Here is a 20828-nt window from a genome sequence, read left to right on the forward strand (position 1 = left end):
AGTAATTTGTATTGCCCAAGGAATAATTATGTCTGGCAAGAGTAAAACCTATAAAAAAACATTATTAGCATGCGCAGTAACCGCTGCTTTTTCGGTATTTGCCTTAAATACCGTTGCCGCTACGCATGATCATCTGATGACTCATGATCCGGTGGCGAATAACACCATCAACGATAGCAGTGATAAAAAACTCAATGATGCTGATGTCATAACTGTTAGCGCGCCTCTTCATTCGCCGCTGGTTATCGTGACCTCGCCTAAAGCGCCGCGCCAACCTGTTCCCGCCAGTGATGGGGCTGACTATCTGAAAACTATCCCCGGTTTCTCGCAAATCCGTAATGGGGGTACCAATGGGGATGTGGTGTTCCGTGGCATGTTTGGTTCACGGATAAAAATTCTGACAGATGGTGGGGAAACACTGGGGGCCTGCCCATCAAGGATGGACGCGCCCACATCCTATATTTCACCAGAGAGTTTTGACCTGCTGACCGTAGTGAAGGGACCACAATCGGTGTTGTGGGGGGCTGGTGCTTCCGCCGGTACTATTTTGTTTGAGCGGCAACCCCCTCACTTTGACCAGGCGGGCATCAAAGGGAATGCCAGTCTATTGGTGGGCTCTAATGGTCGCTGGGATAAAAATCTCGATACCAGTTTAGGTAACGAGCAAGGCTATTTGCGCATGATGGGTAATCAGTCTCAGGCTGGTGATTACAAAGATGGCAATGGGGCGCGGGTGCCCTCGAAATGGGATAAATGGAATGCCGATATCGCCGTGGGCTGGACACCAGACAGTGATACGTTGCTCGAGCTAACGGCGGGTAAAGGTGACGGTGAAGCAAGGTATGCCGGGCGCGGTATGGACGGTTCCCAGTTCTTGCGCGAGAGTCTGGGCGCACGCTTTGAAAAAACAAATATCGGTGACGTGTTGGATAAAATTGAAGCCAAAGTCTACTACAATTATGCCAATCACATTATGGATAACAATACCTTACGCACACCACCGATGATGGCGATGTCCAGTAATGTGGACCGGCGCACGATGGGGGGCCGGGTCATGGGCACTTGGTTGTGGCGGGATCTGAAATTGGAGGCGGGTACTGATTTGCAAACCAATACGCACCGTAAAAATAAACAAGGCCATTGGGATAAAGATGCTCGCTTTACCAGCAACGGCTTGTTTAGCGAACTGACCTGGAGTGCCAGCGATCAGGATAAACTGATTACCGGTGCCCGCATTGACCATCATGAAGTCACCAATTATGCCCGTGCTTTTCAACCGACACGCTCTGCAACGCTCCCCGCCGGTTTCATGCGTTTTGAGCATAATCTGGCTGACTTACCGGTGATGTGGTACGCCGGTTTGGGCCATACGCAGCGTTTTCCTGATTATTGGGAGCTATTTTCGCCGACGTTCGGGCCTGTTGGCTCCAGCAGTGCTTTTGAGGGGGTGAAGAGTGAAAAGACCACTCAACTTGATATTGGCGCGCAATACAATGGTAAGCAGCTCAACAGTTGGGTCTCTGCTTATCTTGGTCGGGTCAATGATTTCATTTTGTTCAAGTATGACCCGAACAATCTGCGCATCAGTCAGGCAGATAATATCAACGCAACTATTATGGGGGGTGAGATGGGGGCCGGCTATGCCTTTAACGACAATTGGAAAGCTGACGCCAGCCTGGCTTATGCCTGGGGGGAAAATACCAGTAATCATCGTCCGTTGCCGCAAATCCCTCCCCTTGAAGCACGGTTAGGATTGACGTTTGAAGCAGGGGATTGGAACAGCACGGCATTATGGCGGTTAGTCAGCAGCCAGCACCGGGTCGCGATTAACGAAGGGAATGTGGTAGGTAAAGACTTTGCTGATAGTGCGGGCTTCGGTGTGCTGTCTGCCAATGTGGCTTACAAGGTTACAAAACAAGTCAAAGTCAGCACTGGTATCGATAATCTACTGAATAAAGCGTACAGCGAGCACCTCAATCTGGCCGGTAATAGTGGATTTGGGTACTCGGCCAATACGTCGTTGAATGAGCCGGGTCGAACTCTTTGGGCAAAGTTGAATGTGACGTTTTAATAGAGCGACCCTTGGTACGTGAAGCAATAGGGGTGTTAGGCACGCAGTCGCATCACTTATTCATGTGAGTGTGATGCGGGTGATGAGCCTCTGATAAGGTTTATTCTGTGCCAGCAACGCCAATAACATTCGCTATCTTCATGAACGAAAAGAGAGATAAGCAGGAAAGAGCGATAACTTGCCACCGGGGCTGACTAGCGGAGTTGTTTCGGTGGCATAACAGAATCGCGCATAATAATTGTTGGCGGGAAACTGGCACTGGGGAGCTGCGGATTAATCAACAACTGGGTGGCGAATTGCGCCATTCCAACAATCGGGAAATGCAGACTGGTTAATGCCGGACTAACAAAAGGAGCGCGTTCGCCACTGTCATAGCAAATCAATGAAATGTCCTGTGGCACCTGCAAATGGTGTTTATTAATAGCCAACAGCGCGCCGATTGCCATTTCTTCGTTACAGCAATAGATAGCGGTTGGTAGGCGAGGCCGCTTTAAGATCTCGTCCGCGCGTTGATAGCCACTTTCCAGATCGTAAACGCCTTCCACACAGGCGGTAGGTTCTAAACCTGCGAGTTGCATGGCATCCAAAAAACCCTGACGGCGTAACACACTGGAATAGCGCTGAGAAGAGCCACTGATACAGGCAATATGACGGTGGCCTGCATCGATAAGTACCTGAGTCGCCATCTGACTCGCATGCCGGTGATCAAAGGTCACACAGCGGGATTCAAGACCGGGAACCATCCTGTCTAATAACACAAATGACCGGCCTGCCGCTGCAAGTTGTTGCAGTTTCTCGTCACTGAGAAAACGTACATGGAGGATTAAACCATCGCAGCGTAAGTTATACAGGCGCTGAATTGCCTGCCACTCTTTATCAGCATTATCCCGCCCTTGGGTGACCAATAACTGCTTACCCTGTGATTCTGTTTCGGTTTGTACGAAGTCCATCAACGCGCCAAAAAAGCCACCACGATATGAGGTTGTCACCAACCCCAAGGTATTACTTTGGCTGGAAGCCAGTGCACGTGCGGCAGGGTTTGGGGTGTAACCCAATACCGCGACCGCTTGTTCAACCTTTTCGCGGGTCAGGGTTTTGACATTGGTATCACCGTTGACCACGCGGGAAACCGTAGCGCGGGAAACCCCGGCTAATACCGCGACGTCTTCCAGTGTAACCATTTCATGCTCCTGTTTAGGCTAAAAGTAACCCTTGGCTATTGAGGCCGCAGGGGGTTAGCGGCGTTCGTGACTCACTCCAGACCGCAGCAATCAGCATTCAAATCTGCCGATTGGTCACCCGAATCGCTTGATTGCGCAAGTTCATCGGGATTTGTGCGGGTTATCTGGCTATAACGCCTATAGCGTTGGGTATAAAGTCAGAACCCGCAACAATAGTTAATTTACCATCACAGTTCTGTGAACTGAGGCAAGTAAGGTTTATTTACCTGTAGAACTTCCTCCAATAGTGGCTGAGCAATGCTGGCGTTAGCAATCAGTGGGTTAGTCACTAACGCTAACAAGGCACTACGACGGTCACCGTGAACCGCAGCTTCAATAGTCAGGCGCTCGTAGGCTTTTACTTGCTGGGTCAACCCATGCATAGCAACAGGTAATGGGCCGAAGGTGAGTGGGTGTGCACCTTGTGCATCAACAATACAGTTAGTTTCTACTACTGAGCCGTCAGATAAGCCGCGAATTGCACCCCGGTTTGTTGTATTGACAACAAGTTGCGTACCTAAATTATTATGAATGGCACGAATAAGTTCCAGTGCAACTTCAGAATAAAATGATCCGCCACGGAAGCTGAGTTGCTCTGGTTTACTGTCCAAATGCGGATCAGCGTACAGCTCGAACAGCTCTTTTTCTACCTGCATAACTTGTTCCGCACGGGTGCCACGCTCGGCTGCTGCGGCCATCTCTTCTGCCAACATATCCTGAGTCTGATAGAAATAGCGATGATACGGACAAGGAATCGCCCCCATTGCCCGCAGGAACTCTGGCGGCCATGGTGCTTCCTTAATGTTGTTCATGGTTAGTGAGGCCCCGTCACACAACATGTCCAGTACCTCGGCGGTAACATCTTTGCCACGTTGTAACACCTCATGCACCCACACCATATGATTTAGCCCGGCAAAGCGCAGTTGGATATCTTCATAAGGTGCGTGGAGCAAGTTGGCAATCATATGGTGCATGCTGATTGGGACATTACACAAGCCGATGATTTTCGCTTTGCTATAACGTGTCACTGCTTCAGTAACGATACCGGCTGGATTGGTGAAGTTAATGATCCAGGCATCCGGCGCTAACCGCTCAACTCTGGCGGCAATATCAAGCATCACCGGAATGGTACGCAGAGCTTTGGCAAACCCACCAACCCCGGTAGTTTCCTGCCCAAGCAGGTTATATTTCAGCCCTAAACGTTCATCCGCGGCGCGTGCAGGGAGTTGGCCGACACGGAACTGTGTCAGGACAAAACTGGCTCCGGCAATCGCGTCATCCAGTGAGAAGTGAATGCTGACTTTTACATGCTCTAGCCCATGCCGGTCCAGCATTCTTCGGGTTAATGCAGCAATGATTTCCACTTTTTGACGGCCCAATTCGACATCAGCCAGTGCCAGTTCAGTGACCGGTAACTGGTCAATACGCTGAATCAGCCCATCAACCAACTCCGGGGTATAGCTACTACCGCCACCGATAATGGCAATTTTAAAGGTTTTCATCATTTGGCTTCCATATAGATTAATTAGAAATGAGAGCGCTCTCATTTGAAAGCAGACTAGCGATTAACCAAAAACAAAATGAGATGTTTCTCCCAAAAATGGCAGATAAGATAAAGGAAAATAAACAAGACGTGATCCCTATAGCAGAATTCCACTGTTGCCTGGGAGTGCGGGAATGGTTTAATTTGGCTAATTAATCATCATGGTGCGGTTTAACTGCTGAAGAGGCAGCTTTTCAGCCTAAATGCGCATTCTGTTACGTAAAATTCCGTAAATGGGTGGCATTGCGCGGGTCAGCTCTCTAGAATCAAAGCGCTTTTCCGTTGTTCGCATCCTACAGAAAGGAACCGTTAATGTTTAAACGTACTTTAGTGACCTTCATTGCACTTTGTTCCCTTAGCGCCGTGGCCCCCGCAGCGTTTGCTGCCGGTGAGCCTCATGTGTTGTTAACGACGTCAGTTGGGAATATTGAGTTGGAACTCAATAGCCAGAAGGCCCCGGTTTCAACACAAAACTTCGTTGATTATGTTAACAACGGCTACTACAACAACACTATTTTTCACCGTGTTATCCCTGGTTTTATGGTTCAAGGTGGTGGTTTTACTGCTGACTTCAAACAGAAAACTGCTAAAACACCAATCAAAAATGAAGCGGATAACGGCCTGCGCAACCTGCGTGGCACCATCTCTATGGCCCGTACTGCTGATAAAGACAGTGCTACCAGCCAGTTTTTCCTGAATGTGGCAGACAATGCCTTCCTTGACCACGGCCAACGTGACTTCGGTTATGCGGTGTTCGGTAAAGTGGTTAAAGGGATGGATGTGGTAGAGAAGATCTCCCAGGTTCAGACCGAAAATGTCGGCCCGTATCAGAATGTGCCGGTTAAACCTATCACTATCCTGTCAGCGAAAGTTTTACCTTAATCGCTGGTTACCAGCCTTCACGTTAAACCTCGAAGGCTGGTTTACAACCAAGCTGTCTTTTGCTTGCTGCCCACCTGCAACGCCACGTTCTTTGGGTAACAGTCGCATTGCTGTCATAAATTAATCCGTTTGCCCGAATCGGGTGCTTATAATCAATTATCTGTCTCTAACGTAAACGTGATGGGGTGAAGGTTTATGAGTGAAACATTGCTTATCGCGAAGGTGCCGCCGGCACAGGATTTAGTGATTTTATCGGCTCTGGCTAACCGTCATGGCTTGATTACTGGCGCGACCGGCACGGGTAAAACAGTCACCCTGCAAAAAATGGCTGAGCAATTTTCCCGTATTGGTGTGCCGGTATTTCTCGCCGATGTGAAAGGGGATTTATCTGGCATTGGGGCGGAAGGGGTTGATTCGGAAAAACTCCAAACCCGACTGGCAGCGATAGGTGTTACGGATTGGCAGCCACAAGCTTGCCCGATTGTGCCGTGGGATATCTTCGCTGAAAAGGGTCATCCGATCCGTGCCACTATTTCCGATCTTGGCCCGCTGCTGCTAGGTCGTCTGCTTGATCTGAATGACGTGCAAAGTGGTGTGTTGCAACTGGTATTCAAAATTGCCGATGACAACAACCTGCTGCTGCTTGATATGAAAGACTTGCGGGCTATCGTGCAATATGTTGGTGACAACGCGAAACAGTTCCGTACGCAATACGGCAACATCACGCCGGCCTCAATTGGTGCTATCCAGCGTGGTTTACTGGCTTTGGAAGAGCAAGGTGCCAATCAATTCTTTGGCGAGCCGATGCTGGATATTCACGATTTAATGCAAATCGACAGCCATGGGCAGGGAGTTATCAATCTGTTAGCGGCTGATCGGTTAATTAATCAGCCCAAACTGTATGCGATTTTTCTGTTGTGGTTGCTGGCTGAACTTTTCGAGCAACTTCCTGAAGTGGGTGATGTTGATAAACCTAAGCTGGTGTTTTTCTTTGATGAAGCCCATCTGTTGTTCAGTGATGCGCCAACGGCGCTGGTGGATAAAGTTGAACAGGTGGTCCGGCTGATTCGCTCGAAAGGGGTCGGCATCTATTTTGTGACGCAAAATCCATTAGATATTCCCGATAAAATCCTCGGTCAACTGGGCAACCGGGTACAGCATGCTCTGCGTGCCTTTACCCCACGGGATCAAAAAGCAGTTAAAGCTGCAGCTCAGACTATGCGCGCGAATCCGGCATTCAGTGCCGAACAGGTGATTACCGAATTGGGGGTTGGCGAGGCTCTCATCTCTTTCCTTGATGAGAAAGGGCGGCCTAATGTGGTCGAGCGGGGTATGGTTATCGCGCCACAATCAAAAATGGGCGCATTGGATGCGACAGCGCGTAATCACGCCATCAATCATTCCCCACTATATGGTCGTTATGAAGAGGGGGTGGATCGCGAGTCTGCTTATGAGAAATTATCTGCGGGTGGATTCTCTACCATGGGGGATGCAGCGCCCGGAGGGGGGGCGGCTTCTCAGCCGTCAACCGATCAGCAGGGTAGCGCGGGCGGTGGTTTGATGGATGGGCTGAATGATTTACTGTTTGGTTCTACCGGCCCGCGCGGTGGCAAACGTGATGGTATCGTCCAGACGGCAGCTAAGAGCATGGCGCGGGACTTGGGGCGACAAATTTTGCGTGGTGTCTTGGGGTCAATTACCGGTGGGCGTAAGCGTTAACCTGATTTTTTGGATATGAAATGCTGCTATTGATCGATAATTACGATTCGTTTACTTACAACCTCTACCAGTATTTTTGTGAGTTGGGTGCTGAGGTGGTGGTTAAACGTAATGATGAGGTACAACTTGCTGATATTGAAAAGTTATCACCCTCACATTTGGTGATTTCGCCTGGCCCTTGCACGCCCAATGAGGCCGGAATTTCTTTAGCGGCCATCAACCATTTTGCCGGAAAGTTACCGATACTGGGTGTTTGCTTGGGGCATCAGGCACTAGGGCAGGCTTTTGGCGCACGTGTAGTGCGAGCGCGGCAAGTGATGCACGGTAAAACCACGGCTATTTGCCATAATGGTCAGGGGGTTTTTCGGGGGCTTAACCAACCGCTGACCGTGACCCGTTATCACTCTTTGGTGATTGCGACCGACTCATTGCCAGACTGTTTTGAACTGACCGCCTGGACGGAACATGAGGGAGTGATGGATGAGATTATGGGTATCCGTCATCGCACCTTGTCATTGGAGGGGGTGCAGTTCCATCCTGAGAGTATACTCAGCGAGCAAGGTCATCAATTATTAGATAATTTCCTTAAAAATTAGCTGGTTGAGTTGTATTTATTATTTAATTGTTTTTTTTGTTTGCCTGATTGTGATTTTTTATGCATATTTTGTGATTATATTTTCATATACCAATAATTGGTAACTCAATGGATTATACCCAAAGTAATTGGAGTTGCAGATAGGCAGCCCGCAAACGAATCCCGCTGAGCTTACACAGTCAAGTGATTCAGGTGACAAATCTGTCGGGAACAGATTTGAATGCTGCTTGCAGCGGCCTCGAAGAGGTGAGGCCCAGGGATGGGCCGAATAATGCGTGCAGCTAACAACCCTGTAGCTTCAAGTGCGAAGGGGATATCAGGGTGGACAGTATAATGGCGGATAAGTTAGCAGTAACTCGCAGTACATTCGATCAGGTTATTTTGCCTGTTTATGCACCAGCACAGTTCATTCCGGTAAAAGGGAAGGGCAGCCGAGTGTGGGATCAACAAGGCAAGGAATATATTGATTTTGCTGGTGGAATTGCGGTTACTGCTCTGGGGCATTGCCACCCGGCGCTGGTAGCGGCATTGCATCAGCAAGGTGAGACGTTATGGCATACCAGTAACGTTTTCACTAATGAGCCTGCACTTCGTTTGGCGCAAAAACTGATTGATGCCACCTTTGCGGATCGCGTGTTTTTTGCCAACTCGGGTGGCGAGGCAAATGAAGCGGCCTTTAAGCTGGCTCGTCATTATGCCATTGAACGTCATAGCCCCTATAAGACTAAAATCATTGCTTTCCATAATGCTTTCCATGGCCGCACCTTATTTACTGTATCGGTGGGTGGTCAGCCCAAGTATTCCGATGGTTTTGGCCCGAAACCTGCCGATATCATCCATGTGCCGTTTAATGATCTGGCTGCGGTGAAAGCCGTTATGGATGACCATACTTGTGCGGTGGTACTCGAACCCATTCAGGGAGAAGGGGGGATCACCTCTGCGACGCCTGAATTTCTACAAGGGGTGCGGGCTTTATGTGATCAGCATGATGCGCTGCTGGTATTTGACGAAGTACAAAGCGGTATGGGGCGTAGCGGCAAGCTGTTTACCTATATGCATTATGGTGTGACGCCAGATATTCTGACCACGGCGAAAGCCTTAGGTGGTGGTTTCCCTATCAGTGCGATGCTAACCACGGAAGAAATTGCGTCGGTAATGGCGGTGGGAACTCACGGCACCACCTATGGGGGCAATCCTCTGGCCTGTGCCGTCGCTGAGGCTGCTCTGGATGTGATTAATACCCCTGAGGTACTTAATGGTATTGAACAGCGCCACCGCCTGTTTGTGCAGGCGCTGCAAGAGATCAATAACAAGTATCACCTGTTTGACGATATCCGTGGCATGGGGTTATTGATTGGTGCCGAGTTAACGCCGCAATACCATGGCCGTGCGCGCGAGTTGCTGATGGCTGCGGCGGCTAATGGCTTGATGGTCCTCAATGCCGGGCCAAATGTGTTGCGGTTAGCCCCTTCATTAGTGGTGGAGCTGGATGATATCAAACAAGGAATGGCGCGGTTAGAGCAAGCCATCGCCAGTCTGGTCCAGGGTTAACTCAATTATGGAGAGGTATTTTGCCTCTCCATTGCTATACATGCTCCCGTAATCTCTGACTGCGCCAAATACCGTGATGGGGTTGTTGTTGCCAAGCCATGGCAGACACCGTATGCATCACGCTTAAGTGTGACAAAACCCGGCGTAAATTACGTTCCAACTCAGAAATTTGTGTGTCCGGTGTGACATCCGGCATCTGCACGAAATCGTTATTCCCCTCGCTGTTGTCTGACTCCAGCCGTTGCTGGCATTGCTGAATGGCTATCTCACAGAGTTGTAAATAATCTGCCGCCAGTTCGACGCTGAGCTGAATGTGATATTTACCTGGTACTGAACTCCCCAAGGGATAAGCCCGCGTCAGGATAGTCATCTCATTGATATGCCCAACAATCAACTCACTGTGAGTGGCCCATAATCGCATATCTGCCAAATATTTTGAGTTGAACCCCGGCTCTTGCATCGCCTGATTTAAGGAGCTTAACACGGTGTTACTGGCCTTATTTACTTCAATGCGTTTATAGGCCAGTTGGTTGATATCAGGCTCAGGCGTCAGCAGCAAGCGCAAAATCTTCTGATATGCCTCTAGCGCCTGATGGGCATTCTTACGCAGTAAACCGCTCTGCCACTGAGGCCACAGCCATAGGGCGCTGGCAAAGGCCAATGCGCAGCCAATTAAGGTATCTAGCAATCGCGGAACCAAGAAGTCAGCGCCTTCTCCGGTCAATAATTGCAAGATATAGACTGCGGTTATGGTTCTGCCAACAACAGATAGCCCGTAGTTTTTACGTTGAACCAGATAAGCGGCAAGGGTAATGAGCAGCATAATGCCAAGGGTGGCACCCTCTGGCATTGGCAGATGCAATAGACCAGCGGCCAATATCAGCCCAATCAAGGTGCCGAGTGCACGGTGATGGATTCGTACCTTGGTGGCGTTATAACCGTTCTGCGTTACCAGCATCACAGTAAGCAAAATCCAATAAGGTTTGGGTAGATGAATTAAGTTACCGATATAGCTACCTGCTGCCAGTGTTACGCCCAGACGAGCCGCTTCCCGCAGTGCACCTGATTTGAACGACAGATAGCTGATCAACGCCGGCCAGAAAGGTTGTGGTTGTTGGCTGGACATCAGGTCACGGTCATACAGTGGTCGCCGGTCACTCAATAGCTGGGTCACGTGGCTGATATGGTAGTAGTAGAATTGTGCGACCGGGTTGTCTGGGTGTGCCTGTGCGATGCTTGCCAGTTCTGTCAGACCATCATCGGCAGTGAAATGCTCATCAGCATGGTGGTGATAGAGAATGTCGTTGGCGATGCTGCGCATTTGAGCTGAGATTTTCTGGCAATTACGGCGTATCACGCTATCAATCTGTGTCTGCTCCATTAACTCTTGTGCTTTTTCTGGCTGAATCAGGGCCGCAGTAATGTGCTCTTGCAAATCGAGAGCCATTTGGAACAATCCCAACAACCGTTTCTGTTCTTTCTTCGTGGTGTTATGAATCAGATTAAATTGCTGATAAAGCTGATTAATCTTGTCCATAATCGCCTGTTGTCTGTCCAGCAGCGGCGGTATCGATTTTTCCGGCTCAAGGTGCTGAGCAAACAGGCTGTATTTGGTGTCACAATAATCGGCTAGTAAGCGATAAAGCTGACTCAAAGGTTCGCGAATCGGTTGATCCTTGCAGAGTCGGAACCATAACCCGTTAAACACCCCATACCACAGTGTCCCTACGGCACACAGCAACGGGGCTTGCCAGATCGGAGCGCGGCCCACCATGCTGAGGCTGAAAATAGCAGCAATCAGTGCCGCGGGTAACAAATGGCCATTCAATTGGCTAATCGCCCCACTCACTCCTAGAACTAATGCCAGGCTGAGCATGACAGCAGGCAACGGAATACCCCATAGCAGCAGTTGCTGGGTTAGGAAGCTACTCACAGTAAACAGCGCGCCGCCGACCAGCAGACGCCGGAAAAAATGTTGGTGTGGTGTATCCAGTGAGGCAATGTTGCAACAGGCGGGTATCAGAGAAAACATCAAGCCCAGCCGAAGTTCGCCGAGAGCGAACCCTAATGCTGCAGGCAGGCAGAGCACTAATGTTTGGCGTAGTGCGTAATTAACTTCAGGATGATAAATAAGCCGTTGCCATTTCATAAAGGCCCCAGAAATTTATTGATCACAAAAGATTAAAAAACTGATGCCGACAGTATCGGCACCAGTTTAGGGGGAATTAACGGGTGCCGTAGACGACAATCGTTTTACCGTGTGCGGAGATCAGGTTTTGATCTTCCAGCATTTTTAGTATCCGCCCCACGGTTTCGCGGGAGCAGCCAACTATCTGACCAATTTCCTGGCGGGTAATTTTAATCTGCATCCCATCTGGGTGGGTCATGGCATCAGGTTGTTTTGCCAGATTAAGCAGCGTTTGTGCAATACGCCCAGTCACATCAAGGAAAGCAAGGTTGCCCACTTTCTCAGATGTAATCTGTAAGCGACTCGCCATCTGTGAAGATAGGCGCATTAAAATATCTGGATTGACCTGAATCAGCTGACGGAATTTTTTGTAAGAAATTTCAGCCACTTCACAGGCGGTTTTTGCTCTAACCCAGGCGCTACGTTCTTGGCCTTCTTCAAATAATCCAAGTTCGCCGATGAAATCTCCCTGATTAAGATAGGAGAGAATCATCTCTTTACCTTCCTCATCTTTGATAAGCACCGCAACGGAGCCTTTCACGATGTAGTAAAGCGTTTCGGCCTTTTCACCTTGGTGAATCAGCGTACTCTTCGATGGATATTTGTGGATATGGCAATGAGACAGGAACCATTCGAGAGTCGGGTCTGTTTGTGGCTTGCCGAGAACCATTCGCTGTTATCCTCTGTTGTTATCGCTGCCTAACATAACAGGGCTCAGAGTTCCCTGTACGGCGTGCTTATAAAATACACTTTCTCGTAGCATATTAATTTGCTCAACTGCCGAAAGGTATAGCCAAGATACGTACCGGGTAGAAACCCTCCACTGAGTATTGAGAAGCTACCCTATTTAATTCTAGAAACAACACTTTCGGTTCTGTTTGTAGCACAGGATGAAGCCAGTGTCTTGTGTTGTATCGCTTCAGCATGATGAACATCGGGTTACATTGCCAGTTTGTAAATGAAAGGGTAGTCTGGATCAGAAAATTTAACCGGGAGCAAGAGTTATGCAGGCACGTGTAAAGTGGGTTGAGGGGCTGACATTTTTGGGTGAATCGGCATCAGGTCATCAGGTGTTGATGGACGGTAATGCTGGAGACAAAGCACCGAGTCCGATGGAAATGTTGTTAATGTCAGCAGGCGGTTGTAGCGCGATTGATGTGGTCTCTATTTTACAAAAAGGCCGCAATGATGTGCGTGATTGCGAAGTGACATTAACCTCGCAGCGTCGCGAAGAGGCACCGCGTCTATTTACGCAAATCAACCTGCATTTTATTGTCAGCGGCAAAGGTCTGACCGACAAAATTGTGGAACGAGCCGTTGAGCTGTCAGCAGAAAAGTATTGCTCCGTCTCACTGATGTTGGGTAAAGCGGCGACGATTACCCACAGTTTTGAGATCCGTGACATCGCCTAAGCAAACCCTTCGTACTTGAAGCTGCAGGGTTGTTAGCTGCGTTCGCTCACCCGAATCACTTACTTATGTAAGCTCATCGGGATGAGTTCGTTTGCCGCCTACCTGCAGCTCCAATTACTTTGGGTTGGGATAGAGTCAAATTATTTTTCTCTCTCTCCAGCCATTGCTATACTGCGGCTTCAAGAATGAAGGAGATTAACCGATTTTCTCCCCTTCCAGCAACTGCTGCACTAGCGGCGCCATAATCAGCTCCATTGCCAGCCCCATTTTTCCGCCGGGTACCACCAATGTATTGATATTAGAGATAAATGATCCTTGCAACATCGCTAGTAAGTAAGGGAAATCAATTTGATCCAAACCCCGGAAATGAATAACCACAAAGCTTTCATCCAGTGACGGAATCGCTTTGGCAGCAAACGGATTTGATGTGTCAACGGTTGGCACGCGCTGGAAGTTGATATGAGTGCGTGAGAACTGCGGCGTAATGTAGTTGATATAATCATCCATGGAGCGCACTACGGAATCCATCACCGCTTCACGCGAATGGCCGCGTTCGCCGGTATCGCGTACTAATTTCTGAATCCACTCCAGATTGACGATAGGTACCACGCCCACCAACAGATCGACGTGTTTCGCCACATCATGATGTTCAGTCACCACGCCGCCATGCAGCCCTTCATAAAACAGCACGTCGGTGGGTTGTGGTAATGCTTCCCACGGGGTAAACGTGCCGGGAATTTGGTTGTATGGCACCGCTTCATCATAGGTATGTAAATACTTACGTGAACAGCCAGTGCCGTGTTCACCGTATTCCGACACACTTTGCTCCAACTGGCCAAAGTCATTGGCTTCGGGGCCAAAATAGCTGATATGTCGGCCTTGATCTCGTGCTTTACGGATGGCTGCATCCATCTCAGGGCGGGTATAGCGATGGAAACTGTCACCTTCAATTTGCGCTGCGCGAATATTCAATTGCTGAAAGATCTTACGGAACGCCAGGCTAGTGGTGGTTGTCCCTGCGCCACTTGAGCCGGTAACGGCTATAACCGGATGTTTAGTCGACATATTAGCTGTAACTCCATGGGGGTTAGATCTTCAGTGACTGGGCTGCAATCGCCTGTTTTTTTATCGTTGATGATTATTTTTAGGGCAAAGTGGCGGGCTTGTCACCCTGTTTCAGCCAATGTCTTCGTAACAGCGAGAGGACTATTGCTGCTCTTCTGCTCCGGCGCGAAATGCGCTGCGCGGCATAATATTGATGGTTTCATGTAATTCGGACCACACCAATATGGCTTCACCGCTGATCAACTGGCGGCGCACATCCTCGACTTTTTGCGCTAATGAGCGCTCATGCTCGCCGTAATCGGTACCTTCACGTAACACAAAGGCTTCAAGTAAGTTATCCAGCGTTTCACCGTCAACTTGCTGCCAGGGAACTATCATTGCTGTTGCTCCAGATAAGGGGAAAGCCAGGCCGGAATACGTTGTTCCAGCCACATTTGTGGGTGTTTCAATGAGCCACTGACGAAACCAACGTGACCGCCATGTTCGGTTAACTGATAGTCAATATTGGCCGGTAACTCGCTGAGCTCCGGGATAACTTCAGCCGTCATAAACGGATCATCTTTGGCATGAATGATCAGCAGCGGAGTCGTAATCTGCGGCAATAGCGGCAGGGCGCTGCAACGGCGATAATAATCAACGGCATCATTAAAACCATGAATTTTAGCAGTAATGACATCATCAAAATCTCTGATTCGCCGCAACCCTTTCAATTGAGCCAGATCCAAAGGCAGACTTCCGGGGTAATGCAAAAGCTTACGCGTGGCATTTAACTTTAGTTGGCCCAGTAAATAATGCTGATAGACCCGTGAGAAACCTTGCTCCATACGATTAGCACAGGGTTCAAGCATCAGTGGTGCTGACACCACCACTGCGGCCTGCAACAGGCTATCTTGGCCTTGCTCTGCCAAATACATCGCCAGCATATTGCCACCCAAAGAGACCCCGACGGCGGCGGTTGGCACCTGGCCATAGCGCTCTCGAAGCCAGCGGAGAAAGAAGCGAGCATCTTCTGTTTCACCGGAGTGATAAATGCGTGACTTACGATTTGGCTCTCCACTGCATCCACGAAAATGCATCACCACACCGAGCCAGCCTTTGGCTTGCCATGCACTTAATAACCCATGGGCATAAGGGCTGTAAAAATTACCTTCCAAACCGTGGAAGAGTACGACTCTGGGTTTATCTCTCGCCAGCTCGGGATTTTCACTCCAGGCCAGATCGACAAAATCGCCATCAGGCAGTTCCAGCCGTTGCCAGAATGGTTGCAATGTCACATGGCGTCTGACCAGCCGTGGCAGCAGTGTTTGCAGATGTGGATTACTGGCTCCGGCCAGTGGGCGAAATAATTCATGCATATAGTGAATGGAAATCATGTTGTTGCTCTTGTGTGATCAATAACACACTGTTAGCTTCATGGGTATATCGCGCATCATTTTGGGTGGGAGGCACCCGTGTTATGGAACAGATGGGTCTGAGTTTATTTCTTTCAATGGTAGGCTTTCTCTGGGTTGCAGCTATTACCCCCGGTCCAAACAATATGTTATTGACCTCTGCGGGGGCTAACTTCGGCTTTATGCGTTCTATCTGGCTGATGTTAGGTATTATGTTAGGCATGCAGAGCATGTTGCTGTTGGTGGCTTTTGGTGTCGGCGGCCTGATTCTTATCTACCCCTCCCTCCATCTGGTTCTGAAAATTTTGGGTAGCCTATATCTGCTATGGCTGGCATGGAAAATTGCCACTTCTGCCTATGAGAAATTGGAAACCAATGTCGTACCGCCAAAACCGTTGCGTCTGTATCAAGGCTGGTTATTGCAGTTCCTTAATCCCAAAGCCTGGTTGATGGGACTCGGGTCAGTCGCCAGCTTCAGTATGACCGGGGCCGCCTATAATCATTCTATCGTAATGATAAGCCTTGGTATGTTTATGGTGAACCTGGTGGCCGGTATCATTTGGCTGGGTTTTGGTACTTTGATTGGGCGCTTGTTACGCAGCCGCCGTGCCTGGTTTAGCTTTAATATCTCGATGGGCTTGCTGACGGCAGCTTGTGTGTTATTGATTTGGCATTAATCAGTGGAGCTAATAGATGGCCTATAACTATTTTCATGTTGATGCTTTTGTTGGCGCAGGGTTATCTGGCAACCCGGCAGGGGTGTATCTGCTGAAGAAACCGTTGTCGGCCGCAGAGATGCAAAGTATCGCGGCCGAGATTAATTTACCGGAAACCAGTTTTGTCTGGGATGAAGGGGATAAATCGGCGATCCGCTGGTTTACGCCGGAACGTGAAGTCGACTTATGTGGACACGGCACATTGGCGGCGGCGCATGTGATGTTCAGCATCATTAATCCTGGCTTGCATGATATCTGTTTTCGCAGTGCCAGCGGTGACTTGTACGTCAAGCGCGATGGCGATAACTTCGGCCGACTGTCGCTGGATTTCCCTTCATTACCGCCCGACCAAATTGCTGTCGCGGCAGAGTTGAGTGCATTGCTTGGCAGCAACATTCAGCAGGTATGGCAGGCAAAATCTCTGTTGGTGGTGCTGGAAAACGAGCAGCAGGTACAGCAGTTACAACCCGATATTGTTGCGCTGATTGCCTATACCGGTCGTGGGGTGATTGTGACCGCGCCGGGTGATGAAGTGGATTTTGTTTCGCGTTACTTTACCCTTGGCAGCAATGAAGATCCGGTTACCGGCTCAGCCCATTGTACCTTAATGCCCTATTGGGTCGCGCGACTGGGAAGGTCATCACTGCACGCCCGGCAGATATCAGCACGCGGTGGCGAATTATTCTGCACCTTAGCCGGTGATCGTACTTTAATTGCCGGTGATGCCCGCATTTTTATGAAAGGCCAAATAGATCTTTAAGTTAACTGCATAGACAATTCCTTCAGATTTTTCTTATCACTAAAAGGAATAAAGAATATTTTTTTATTCCTTTTGTCGTATTACTCCTTCGGGTAACACTGTCATCTCAGAGCGCCCGGTGCGCTCAGGGTCGCAGCGATAGCGAATGACACAGTTAACCCAGCGGAGTGAACCATGGCGATAACCTTATCTTCTGCAAGTCTTACCGCCGCAATACGCGGCTTTTTACGGCCAGGTGGTGCACTGTTAGCTCTGTCGCTAGTTGCTGCCAGTGCACATGCTGTCGATGTGACAGTGGCTTATCAAACTTCCGCAGAACCGGCAAAAGTCGCGCAAGCGGATAACAGCTTTGCCAAGTTGTCCGGTGCCAATGTGGATTGGCGCAAGTTTGACAGCGGCTCTAGCGTTGTGCGGGCATTGGCCTCGGGTGATGTGCAAATTGGTAATATCGGCTCCAGCCCATTAGCCGTTGCTGCCAGCCAAAAGGTGCCAATTGAGGTCTTCCTACTGGCGTCACAACTGGGGAGTTCAGAGGCGCTGGTGGTGAAGAAAGACATTAAAACCCCACAAGATTTAATTGGTAAACGTATTGCCGTGCCGTTTATCTCCACGACACATTACAGTCTGCTGGCAGCCCTGAAACATTGGGGAATTAAGCCGGATCAGGTCACAATCCTCAACTTGCAGCCACCTGCTATCGCCGCCGCTTGGCAGCGGGGTGACATTGATGGCGCTTATGTTTGGGCTCCTGCCGTTAACGAATTAGCCAAAACCGGTACCGTCCTGACTGATTCTGCCCAAGTAGGTCAATGGGGCGCGCCAACCCTGGATGTCTGGGTGGTGCGCAAAGACTTCGCCAAAGCCCATCCTGAGGTGGTTACCGCCTTCGCCCGCAGTGCATTGGCCGCCCAAGGTGCTTATCTGGCCCAACCAGAACAATGGCTGAAAAATCAGCAGTATCTGGGGCAGCTTTCGCGCTTAAGTGGTGTCCCTACCGATCAAGTGCCGGAGCTGGTGAAGGGCAATACTTATTTGCCTGTCGCTGAGCAGATAACGCAACTGGGTCAACCAGTGGATCAGGCCATCCGCGATACTGCCGCGTTCCTGAAAGAGCAAGGCAAAATCCCGCAAATTGCCAGTGATTATAGTGATTTCGTCACTGACCGCTTTGTGAAAGCAGTGCAGGCCACACCGCAGTCCTAGGAGTCATCATGCTAAACGTGCGCGGCCTGTGGGCCGAATATCAGGGCAAACCTGCCTTACAGGATGTGTCACTACAAATCGCATCTGGAGAGTTGCTCGTGGTATTGGGGCCATCAGGTTGCGGTAAAACCACGTTATTGAATCTAATTGCCGGATTTATGGAGCCTTCAGCTGGCAGCATCACTCTGGATGATATACCGGTTCACGGCCCGAGTGCCGAACGGGGAGTGGTGTTCCAGCATGAGGGCTTACTGCCGTGGCGGGATGTGGTCAGCAATGTGGAGTTTGGCCTGCAACTGGCCGGGCTCAGTAAGCAACAGCGGCGCGAAACTGCCCTGAAAATGCTTCATCGGGTAGGGTTAGCCGGTTTTGAACATCACCTTATCTGGCAACTCTCTGGTGGGATGCGCCAACGAGTAGGGATTGCCCGTGCACTGGCGGTTGACCCGCGCTTGTTGCTGTTGGATGAGCCGTTTGGCGCGCTGGATGCTTTTACCCGCGAGCAGATGCAAGAGCTGTTGCTGACTATTTGGCGTGATACCGGTAAACAAATTTTGCTGATCACCCACGATATCGAAGAGGCGGTGTTTCTGGCCAGCGAGCTGTTATTGCTGTCTCCAGGGCCGGGGCAGGTGGTCGAACGACTGTCGCTGAATTTTGGTCGGCGTTATGCCGCTGGTGAGCCATGCCGATCCATTAAGTCTGATCCTGAATTTATCGCCCGCCGCGAATATGTGTTGGGTAAAGTCTTCCAGCAACGGGAGGTATTGGTATGAGCCTGCACAGCACGTTACGTAATCAAGCCGTCACGCTGCCGGTTCACCGCCTACCGGCTAACGATGAACCCCCGCTGATTGCCAAGAAAGCGGTTCGCCGTTTACCTGCGGGTAATGGCCTGTGGCTTAGCATCACTACTCTGATTGTGGTGGTCGCGTTGTGGTGGGCGGTGACGGCGTTACAGCTTATCAGCCCACTCTTTTTACCCGCGCCGCAGCAGGTATTACATCAGTTATTGGTGATTGCCAGCCCGCAGGGGTTTATGGATGCCACGCTATGGCAACATCTGGCCGCCAGTTTGGGGCGAATTCTCATCGCATTACTCGCTGCGGTCGCACTTGGTGTTCCAACGGGCATTGCGATGGGGCTAAGCAGCACCGTACGGGGTGTGTTGGACCCACTGATTGAGATTTATCGCCCCGTTCCCCCCTTAGCCTATTTACCCCTTATGGTTATCTGGTTCGGCATTGGTGAAACCTCAAAGATCCTGCTGATTTATCTGGCGATATTTGCGCCGGTGACGTTAGCCGCTGTGGCTGGCGTGCGTAGCGTGGCACAGGTGCGGGTTAGAGCTGCTCGTGCATTGGGGGCCAGTCGCTGGCAGGTTTTATGGTTTGTGGTGCTCCCCAGCGCCTTGCCAGAAATCTTAACCGGTATCCGCATAGGGTTGGGTGTGGGGTGGTCAACGTTGGTGGCTGCGGAGCTTATTGCCGCTACGCGCGGATTGGGGTTTATGGTGCAATCAGCCGGTGAATTTCTCGCAACCGATGTCGTCATCGCCGGCATCAGTGTGATTGCTATTATCGCTTTTGGTATGGAGCTAAGTTTGCGGGCGATCCAACGTCGGCTAACACCTTGGTATGGAGCACAGCAATGAATGAACGCTTGGTAGTCACGCCGTTAGGGCCGCATATTGGTGCTTTGGTTGAGAATATTAATATTGCCCGCCCGTTGGGTGATAGTCAGTTTGAACAGCTTTATCACGCGTTACTCAAACATCAGGTACTGTTTTTCCGCAATCAGCCCATCACGCCATTACAGCAACGTGAACTGGCCGGGCGTTTTGGTGATTTACATATTCATCCGGTTTATCCGCACACCAAAGAGTGTGAGGAGATTATCGTGCTGGATACCCATGATAATAATCCGCCGGACAACGATAACTGGCACACCGACGTGACGTTTATTGCCAATCCGCCATTAGGTGCGATTCTAGCGGCAAAGCAGCTACCGCCAACCGGTGGTGATACCTTGTGGAGCAGTGGGATTGCGGCTTATGACGCACTTTCTGCTCCGTTTAAACAGCTTTTGGCCGGTTTACAGGCCGAGCATGACTTCGCGCACTCCTTCCCCGAGCACAAACATCGTGCGACCCCGGAAGAGCATCAACGATGGCTACTGGCTAAAGAGAATAATCCGCCGATATTGCATCCGGTGGTACGTACCCATCCGGTGAGTGGGCGTCAGGCATTGTTCGTCAATGAAGGATTCACCACCCGAATCGTTGAGTTGAGTGATAAAGAGAGCGATGCTTTACTGCGTTTCCTGTTTGCGCACACCACCAAACCCGAGTTTCAAGTACGCTGGCGCTGGCAGCAGGATGATGTGACGATGTGGGATAACCGTGTCACCCAGCACTATGCCAATGCCGATTATCTGCCACAGCGGCGGGTGATGCATCGGGCGACTATTCTGGGGGATAGGCCGGTGTACCGGCCTGGTTAACGGGCGGTTT

The 20828-nt window shown here is 50.1% G+C and carries 19 protein-coding genes; 12 read left to right on the plus strand and 7 right to left on the minus strand.

The genetic code is table 11. The features are described from left to right. The first annotated feature begins 136 nt into the window (after nucleotides 1-136). Nucleotides 137-2071: a TonB-dependent copper receptor gene (locus V1953_RS01055; RefSeq protein ID WP_442851291.1), complete on the plus strand. Its 1935-nt coding sequence runs from the start codon at nucleotides 137-139 to the stop codon at nucleotides 2069-2071. A gap of 194 nt (nucleotides 2072-2265) precedes the next feature. Here the strand turns inward: V1953_RS01055 and V1953_RS01060 are convergent, their stop codons facing one another. After that, entirely contained in the window at nucleotides 2266-3252 is a 987-nt protein-coding gene (locus V1953_RS01060; RefSeq protein ID WP_083161198.1) for a LacI family DNA-binding transcriptional regulator, read from the minus strand. A gap of 227 nt (nucleotides 3253-3479) precedes the next feature. Beyond that, a complete protein-coding gene (locus tag V1953_RS01065; protein ID WP_083163947.1) occupies nucleotides 3480-4793 on the minus strand; it encodes a 6-phospho-beta-glucosidase in 1314 nt (437 codons plus the stop codon). A gap of 353 nt (nucleotides 4794-5146) precedes the next feature. On the opposite strand from V1953_RS01065, the gene ppiA reads away from it, so the two are divergent. The 4 genes from ppiA to argD all read left to right on the plus strand — a co-directional run bounded on the left by ppiA (nucleotide 5147) and on the right by argD (nucleotide 9581). After that, nucleotides 5147-5716, plus strand: a complete 570-nt coding sequence (gene ppiA, locus V1953_RS01070) for a peptidylprolyl isomerase A (RefSeq protein ID WP_083161196.1) — start codon at nucleotides 5147-5149, stop codon at nucleotides 5714-5716. A 195-nt stretch (nucleotides 5717-5911) separates the two neighbouring features. Next, nucleotides 5912-7435, plus strand: coding sequence for a helicase HerA-like domain-containing protein (locus V1953_RS01075; RefSeq protein WP_442850575.1), 1524 nt, complete (start codon nucleotides 5912-5914; stop codon nucleotides 7433-7435). Nucleotides 7436-7455: 20 nt separating this feature from the next. After that, nucleotides 7456-8031, plus strand: coding sequence for an aminodeoxychorismate synthase component II (locus V1953_RS01080; protein ID WP_083161192.1), 576 nt, complete (start codon nucleotides 7456-7458; stop codon nucleotides 8029-8031). 332 nt (nucleotides 8032-8363) lie between these two features. Beyond that, nucleotides 8364-9581 carry a bifunctional acetylornithine/succinyldiaminopimelate transaminase gene (gene argD / locus V1953_RS01085; RefSeq protein WP_442850576.1) on the plus strand — a complete coding sequence of 406 codons (1218 nt, stop codon included), beginning with the start codon at nucleotides 8364-8366 and terminating at the stop codon, nucleotides 9579-9581. Between the two features lie 34 nt (nucleotides 9582-9615). On the opposite strand, the gene V1953_RS01090 is transcribed toward argD, so the two are convergent. Both V1953_RS01090 and crp read right to left on the minus strand, forming a co-directional pair. Next, a complete protein-coding gene (locus V1953_RS01090) occupies nucleotides 9616-11730 on the minus strand; it encodes a YccS/YhfK family putative transporter (protein WP_372568503.1) in 2115 nt (704 codons plus the stop codon). A 76-nt stretch (nucleotides 11731-11806) separates the two neighbouring features. After that, nucleotides 11807-12439, minus strand: a complete 633-nt coding sequence (gene crp, locus V1953_RS01095) for a cAMP-activated global transcriptional regulator CRP (protein ID WP_005186183.1) — start codon at nucleotides 12437-12439, stop codon at nucleotides 11807-11809. 334 nt (nucleotides 12440-12773) lie between these two features. On the opposite strand from crp, the gene V1953_RS01100 reads away from it, so the two are divergent. After that, on the plus strand, nucleotides 12774-13181 hold the full coding sequence (locus tag V1953_RS01100) for an OsmC family protein (RefSeq protein ID WP_004391459.1): 408 nt from the start codon (nucleotides 12774-12776) through the stop codon (nucleotides 13179-13181). A 195-nt stretch (nucleotides 13182-13376) separates the two neighbouring features. On the opposite strand, the gene V1953_RS01105 is transcribed toward V1953_RS01100, so the two are convergent. The 3 genes from V1953_RS01105 to V1953_RS01115 form a co-directional block, all read right to left on the minus strand. After that, the gene (locus tag V1953_RS01105; protein WP_083161186.1) at nucleotides 13377-14246 is read right to left on the minus strand and encodes a phosphoribulokinase; all 870 of its coding nucleotides are present in this window, start codon (nucleotides 14244-14246) and stop codon (nucleotides 13377-13379) included. A 141-nt stretch (nucleotides 14247-14387) separates the two neighbouring features. Further along, a complete protein-coding gene (locus tag V1953_RS01110) occupies nucleotides 14388-14624 on the minus strand; it encodes a YheU family protein (RefSeq protein ID WP_032906589.1) in 237 nt (78 codons plus the stop codon). Beyond that, complete coding sequence (locus tag V1953_RS01115) at nucleotides 14621-15601, minus strand: hydrolase (protein WP_442851292.1); 981 nt, start codon at nucleotides 15599-15601, stop codon at nucleotides 14621-14623. Before V1953_RS01115 ends, V1953_RS01110 begins: the two co-directional genes overlap by 4 nt. A gap of 110 nt (nucleotides 15602-15711) precedes the next feature. Here V1953_RS01115 and V1953_RS01120 point away from each other — a divergent pair, with 110 nt between their 5' ends. The 6 genes from V1953_RS01120 to tauD all read left to right on the plus strand — a co-directional run bounded on the left by V1953_RS01120 (nucleotide 15712) and on the right by tauD (nucleotide 20818). Then, nucleotides 15712-16314 (plus strand): LysE family translocator, encoded by a 603-nt coding sequence (locus V1953_RS01120; protein ID WP_442851293.1) that lies wholly within the window; start codon nucleotides 15712-15714, stop codon nucleotides 16312-16314. A 16-nt stretch (nucleotides 16315-16330) separates the two neighbouring features. Then, the gene (locus tag V1953_RS01125; RefSeq protein WP_083161182.1) at nucleotides 16331-17113 is read left to right on the plus strand and encodes a PhzF family phenazine biosynthesis protein; all 783 of its coding nucleotides are present in this window, start codon (nucleotides 16331-16333) and stop codon (nucleotides 17111-17113) included. Between the two features lie 174 nt (nucleotides 17114-17287). After that, nucleotides 17288-18316, plus strand: coding sequence for a taurine ABC transporter substrate-binding protein (gene tauA, locus V1953_RS01130; protein ID WP_102970493.1), 1029 nt, complete (start codon nucleotides 17288-17290; stop codon nucleotides 18314-18316). An 8-nt stretch (nucleotides 18317-18324) separates the two neighbouring features. Continuing rightward, nucleotides 18325-19092, plus strand: coding sequence for a taurine ABC transporter ATP-binding subunit (gene tauB, locus V1953_RS01135; RefSeq protein ID WP_442850577.1), 768 nt, complete (start codon nucleotides 18325-18327; stop codon nucleotides 19090-19092). After that, the gene (gene tauC / locus V1953_RS01140) at nucleotides 19089-19970 is read left to right on the plus strand and encodes a taurine ABC transporter permease TauC (RefSeq protein ID WP_102970492.1); all 882 of its coding nucleotides are present in this window, start codon (nucleotides 19089-19091) and stop codon (nucleotides 19968-19970) included. Before tauB ends, tauC begins: the two co-directional genes overlap by 4 nt. Then, on the plus strand, nucleotides 19967-20818 hold the full coding sequence (gene tauD, locus V1953_RS01145) for a taurine dioxygenase (RefSeq protein WP_442850578.1): 852 nt from the start codon (nucleotides 19967-19969) through the stop codon (nucleotides 20816-20818). The genes tauC and tauD overlap by 4 nt, the downstream gene beginning before the upstream one ends. Nucleotides 20819-20828 lie beyond the last annotated feature (10 nt).

This window comes from Yersinia sp. 2541 StPb PI (assembly GCF_052217145.1).
Classification (GTDB): Bacteria; Pseudomonadota; Gammaproteobacteria; order Enterobacterales; family Enterobacteriaceae; genus Yersinia; species Yersinia enterocolitica_E.

What these genes read in the sequence shown, in the direction of transcription:
- ppiA (WP_083161196.1), top strand. Translation starts at nt 5,147, where the DNA reads ATGTTTAAACGTACTTTAGTGACCTTCATTGCACTTTGTTCCCTTAGC.
- V1953_RS01075 (WP_442850575.1), top strand. Translation starts at nt 5,912, where the DNA reads ATGAGTGAAACATTGCTTATCGCGAAGGTGCCGCCGGCACAGGATTTA.
- V1953_RS01120 (WP_442851293.1), top strand. Translation starts at nt 15,712, where the DNA reads ATGGGTCTGAGTTTATTTCTTTCAATGGTAGGCTTTCTCTGGGTTGCA.
- tauA (WP_102970493.1), top strand. Translation starts at nt 17,288, where the DNA reads ATGGCGATAACCTTATCTTCTGCAAGTCTTACCGCCGCAATACGCGGC.
- tauC (WP_102970492.1), top strand. Translation starts at nt 19,089, where the DNA reads ATGAGCCTGCACAGCACGTTACGTAATCAAGCCGTCACGCTGCCGGTT.
- V1953_RS01110 (WP_032906589.1), bottom strand. Translation starts at nt 14,624, where the DNA reads ATGATAGTTCCCTGGCAGCAAGTTGACGGTGAAACGCTGGATAACTTA.
- tauD (WP_442850578.1), top strand. Translation starts at nt 19,967, where the DNA reads ATGAATGAACGCTTGGTAGTCACGCCGTTAGGGCCGCATATTGGTGCT.
- V1953_RS01065 (WP_083163947.1), bottom strand. Translation starts at nt 4,793, where the DNA reads ATGAAAACCTTTAAAATTGCCATTATCGGTGGCGGTAGTAGCTATACC.
- V1953_RS01060 (WP_083161198.1), bottom strand. Translation starts at nt 3,252, where the DNA reads ATGGTTACACTGGAAGACGTCGCGGTATTAGCCGGGGTTTCCCGCGCT.
- V1953_RS01080 (WP_083161192.1), top strand. Translation starts at nt 7,456, where the DNA reads ATGCTGCTATTGATCGATAATTACGATTCGTTTACTTACAACCTCTAC.
- V1953_RS01090 (WP_372568503.1), bottom strand. Translation starts at nt 11,730, where the DNA reads ATGAAATGGCAACGGCTTATTTATCATCCTGAAGTTAATTACGCACTA.
- crp (WP_005186183.1), bottom strand. Translation starts at nt 12,439, where the DNA reads ATGGTTCTCGGCAAGCCACAAACAGACCCGACTCTCGAATGGTTCCTG.
- V1953_RS01105 (WP_083161186.1), bottom strand. Translation starts at nt 14,246, where the DNA reads ATGTCGACTAAACATCCGGTTATAGCCGTTACCGGCTCAAGTGGCGCA.
- V1953_RS01125 (WP_083161182.1), top strand. Translation starts at nt 16,331, where the DNA reads ATGGCCTATAACTATTTTCATGTTGATGCTTTTGTTGGCGCAGGGTTA.
- V1953_RS01115 (WP_442851292.1), bottom strand. Translation starts at nt 15,601, where the DNA reads ATGCATGAATTATTTCGCCCACTGGCCGGAGCCAGTAATCCACATCTG.
- argD (WP_442850576.1), top strand. Translation starts at nt 8,364, where the DNA reads ATGGCGGATAAGTTAGCAGTAACTCGCAGTACATTCGATCAGGTTATT.
- V1953_RS01100 (WP_004391459.1), top strand. Translation starts at nt 12,774, where the DNA reads ATGCAGGCACGTGTAAAGTGGGTTGAGGGGCTGACATTTTTGGGTGAA.
- V1953_RS01055 (WP_442851291.1), top strand. Translation starts at nt 137, where the DNA reads ATGACTCATGATCCGGTGGCGAATAACACCATCAACGATAGCAGTGAT.
- tauB (WP_442850577.1), top strand. Translation starts at nt 18,325, where the DNA reads ATGCTAAACGTGCGCGGCCTGTGGGCCGAATATCAGGGCAAACCTGCC.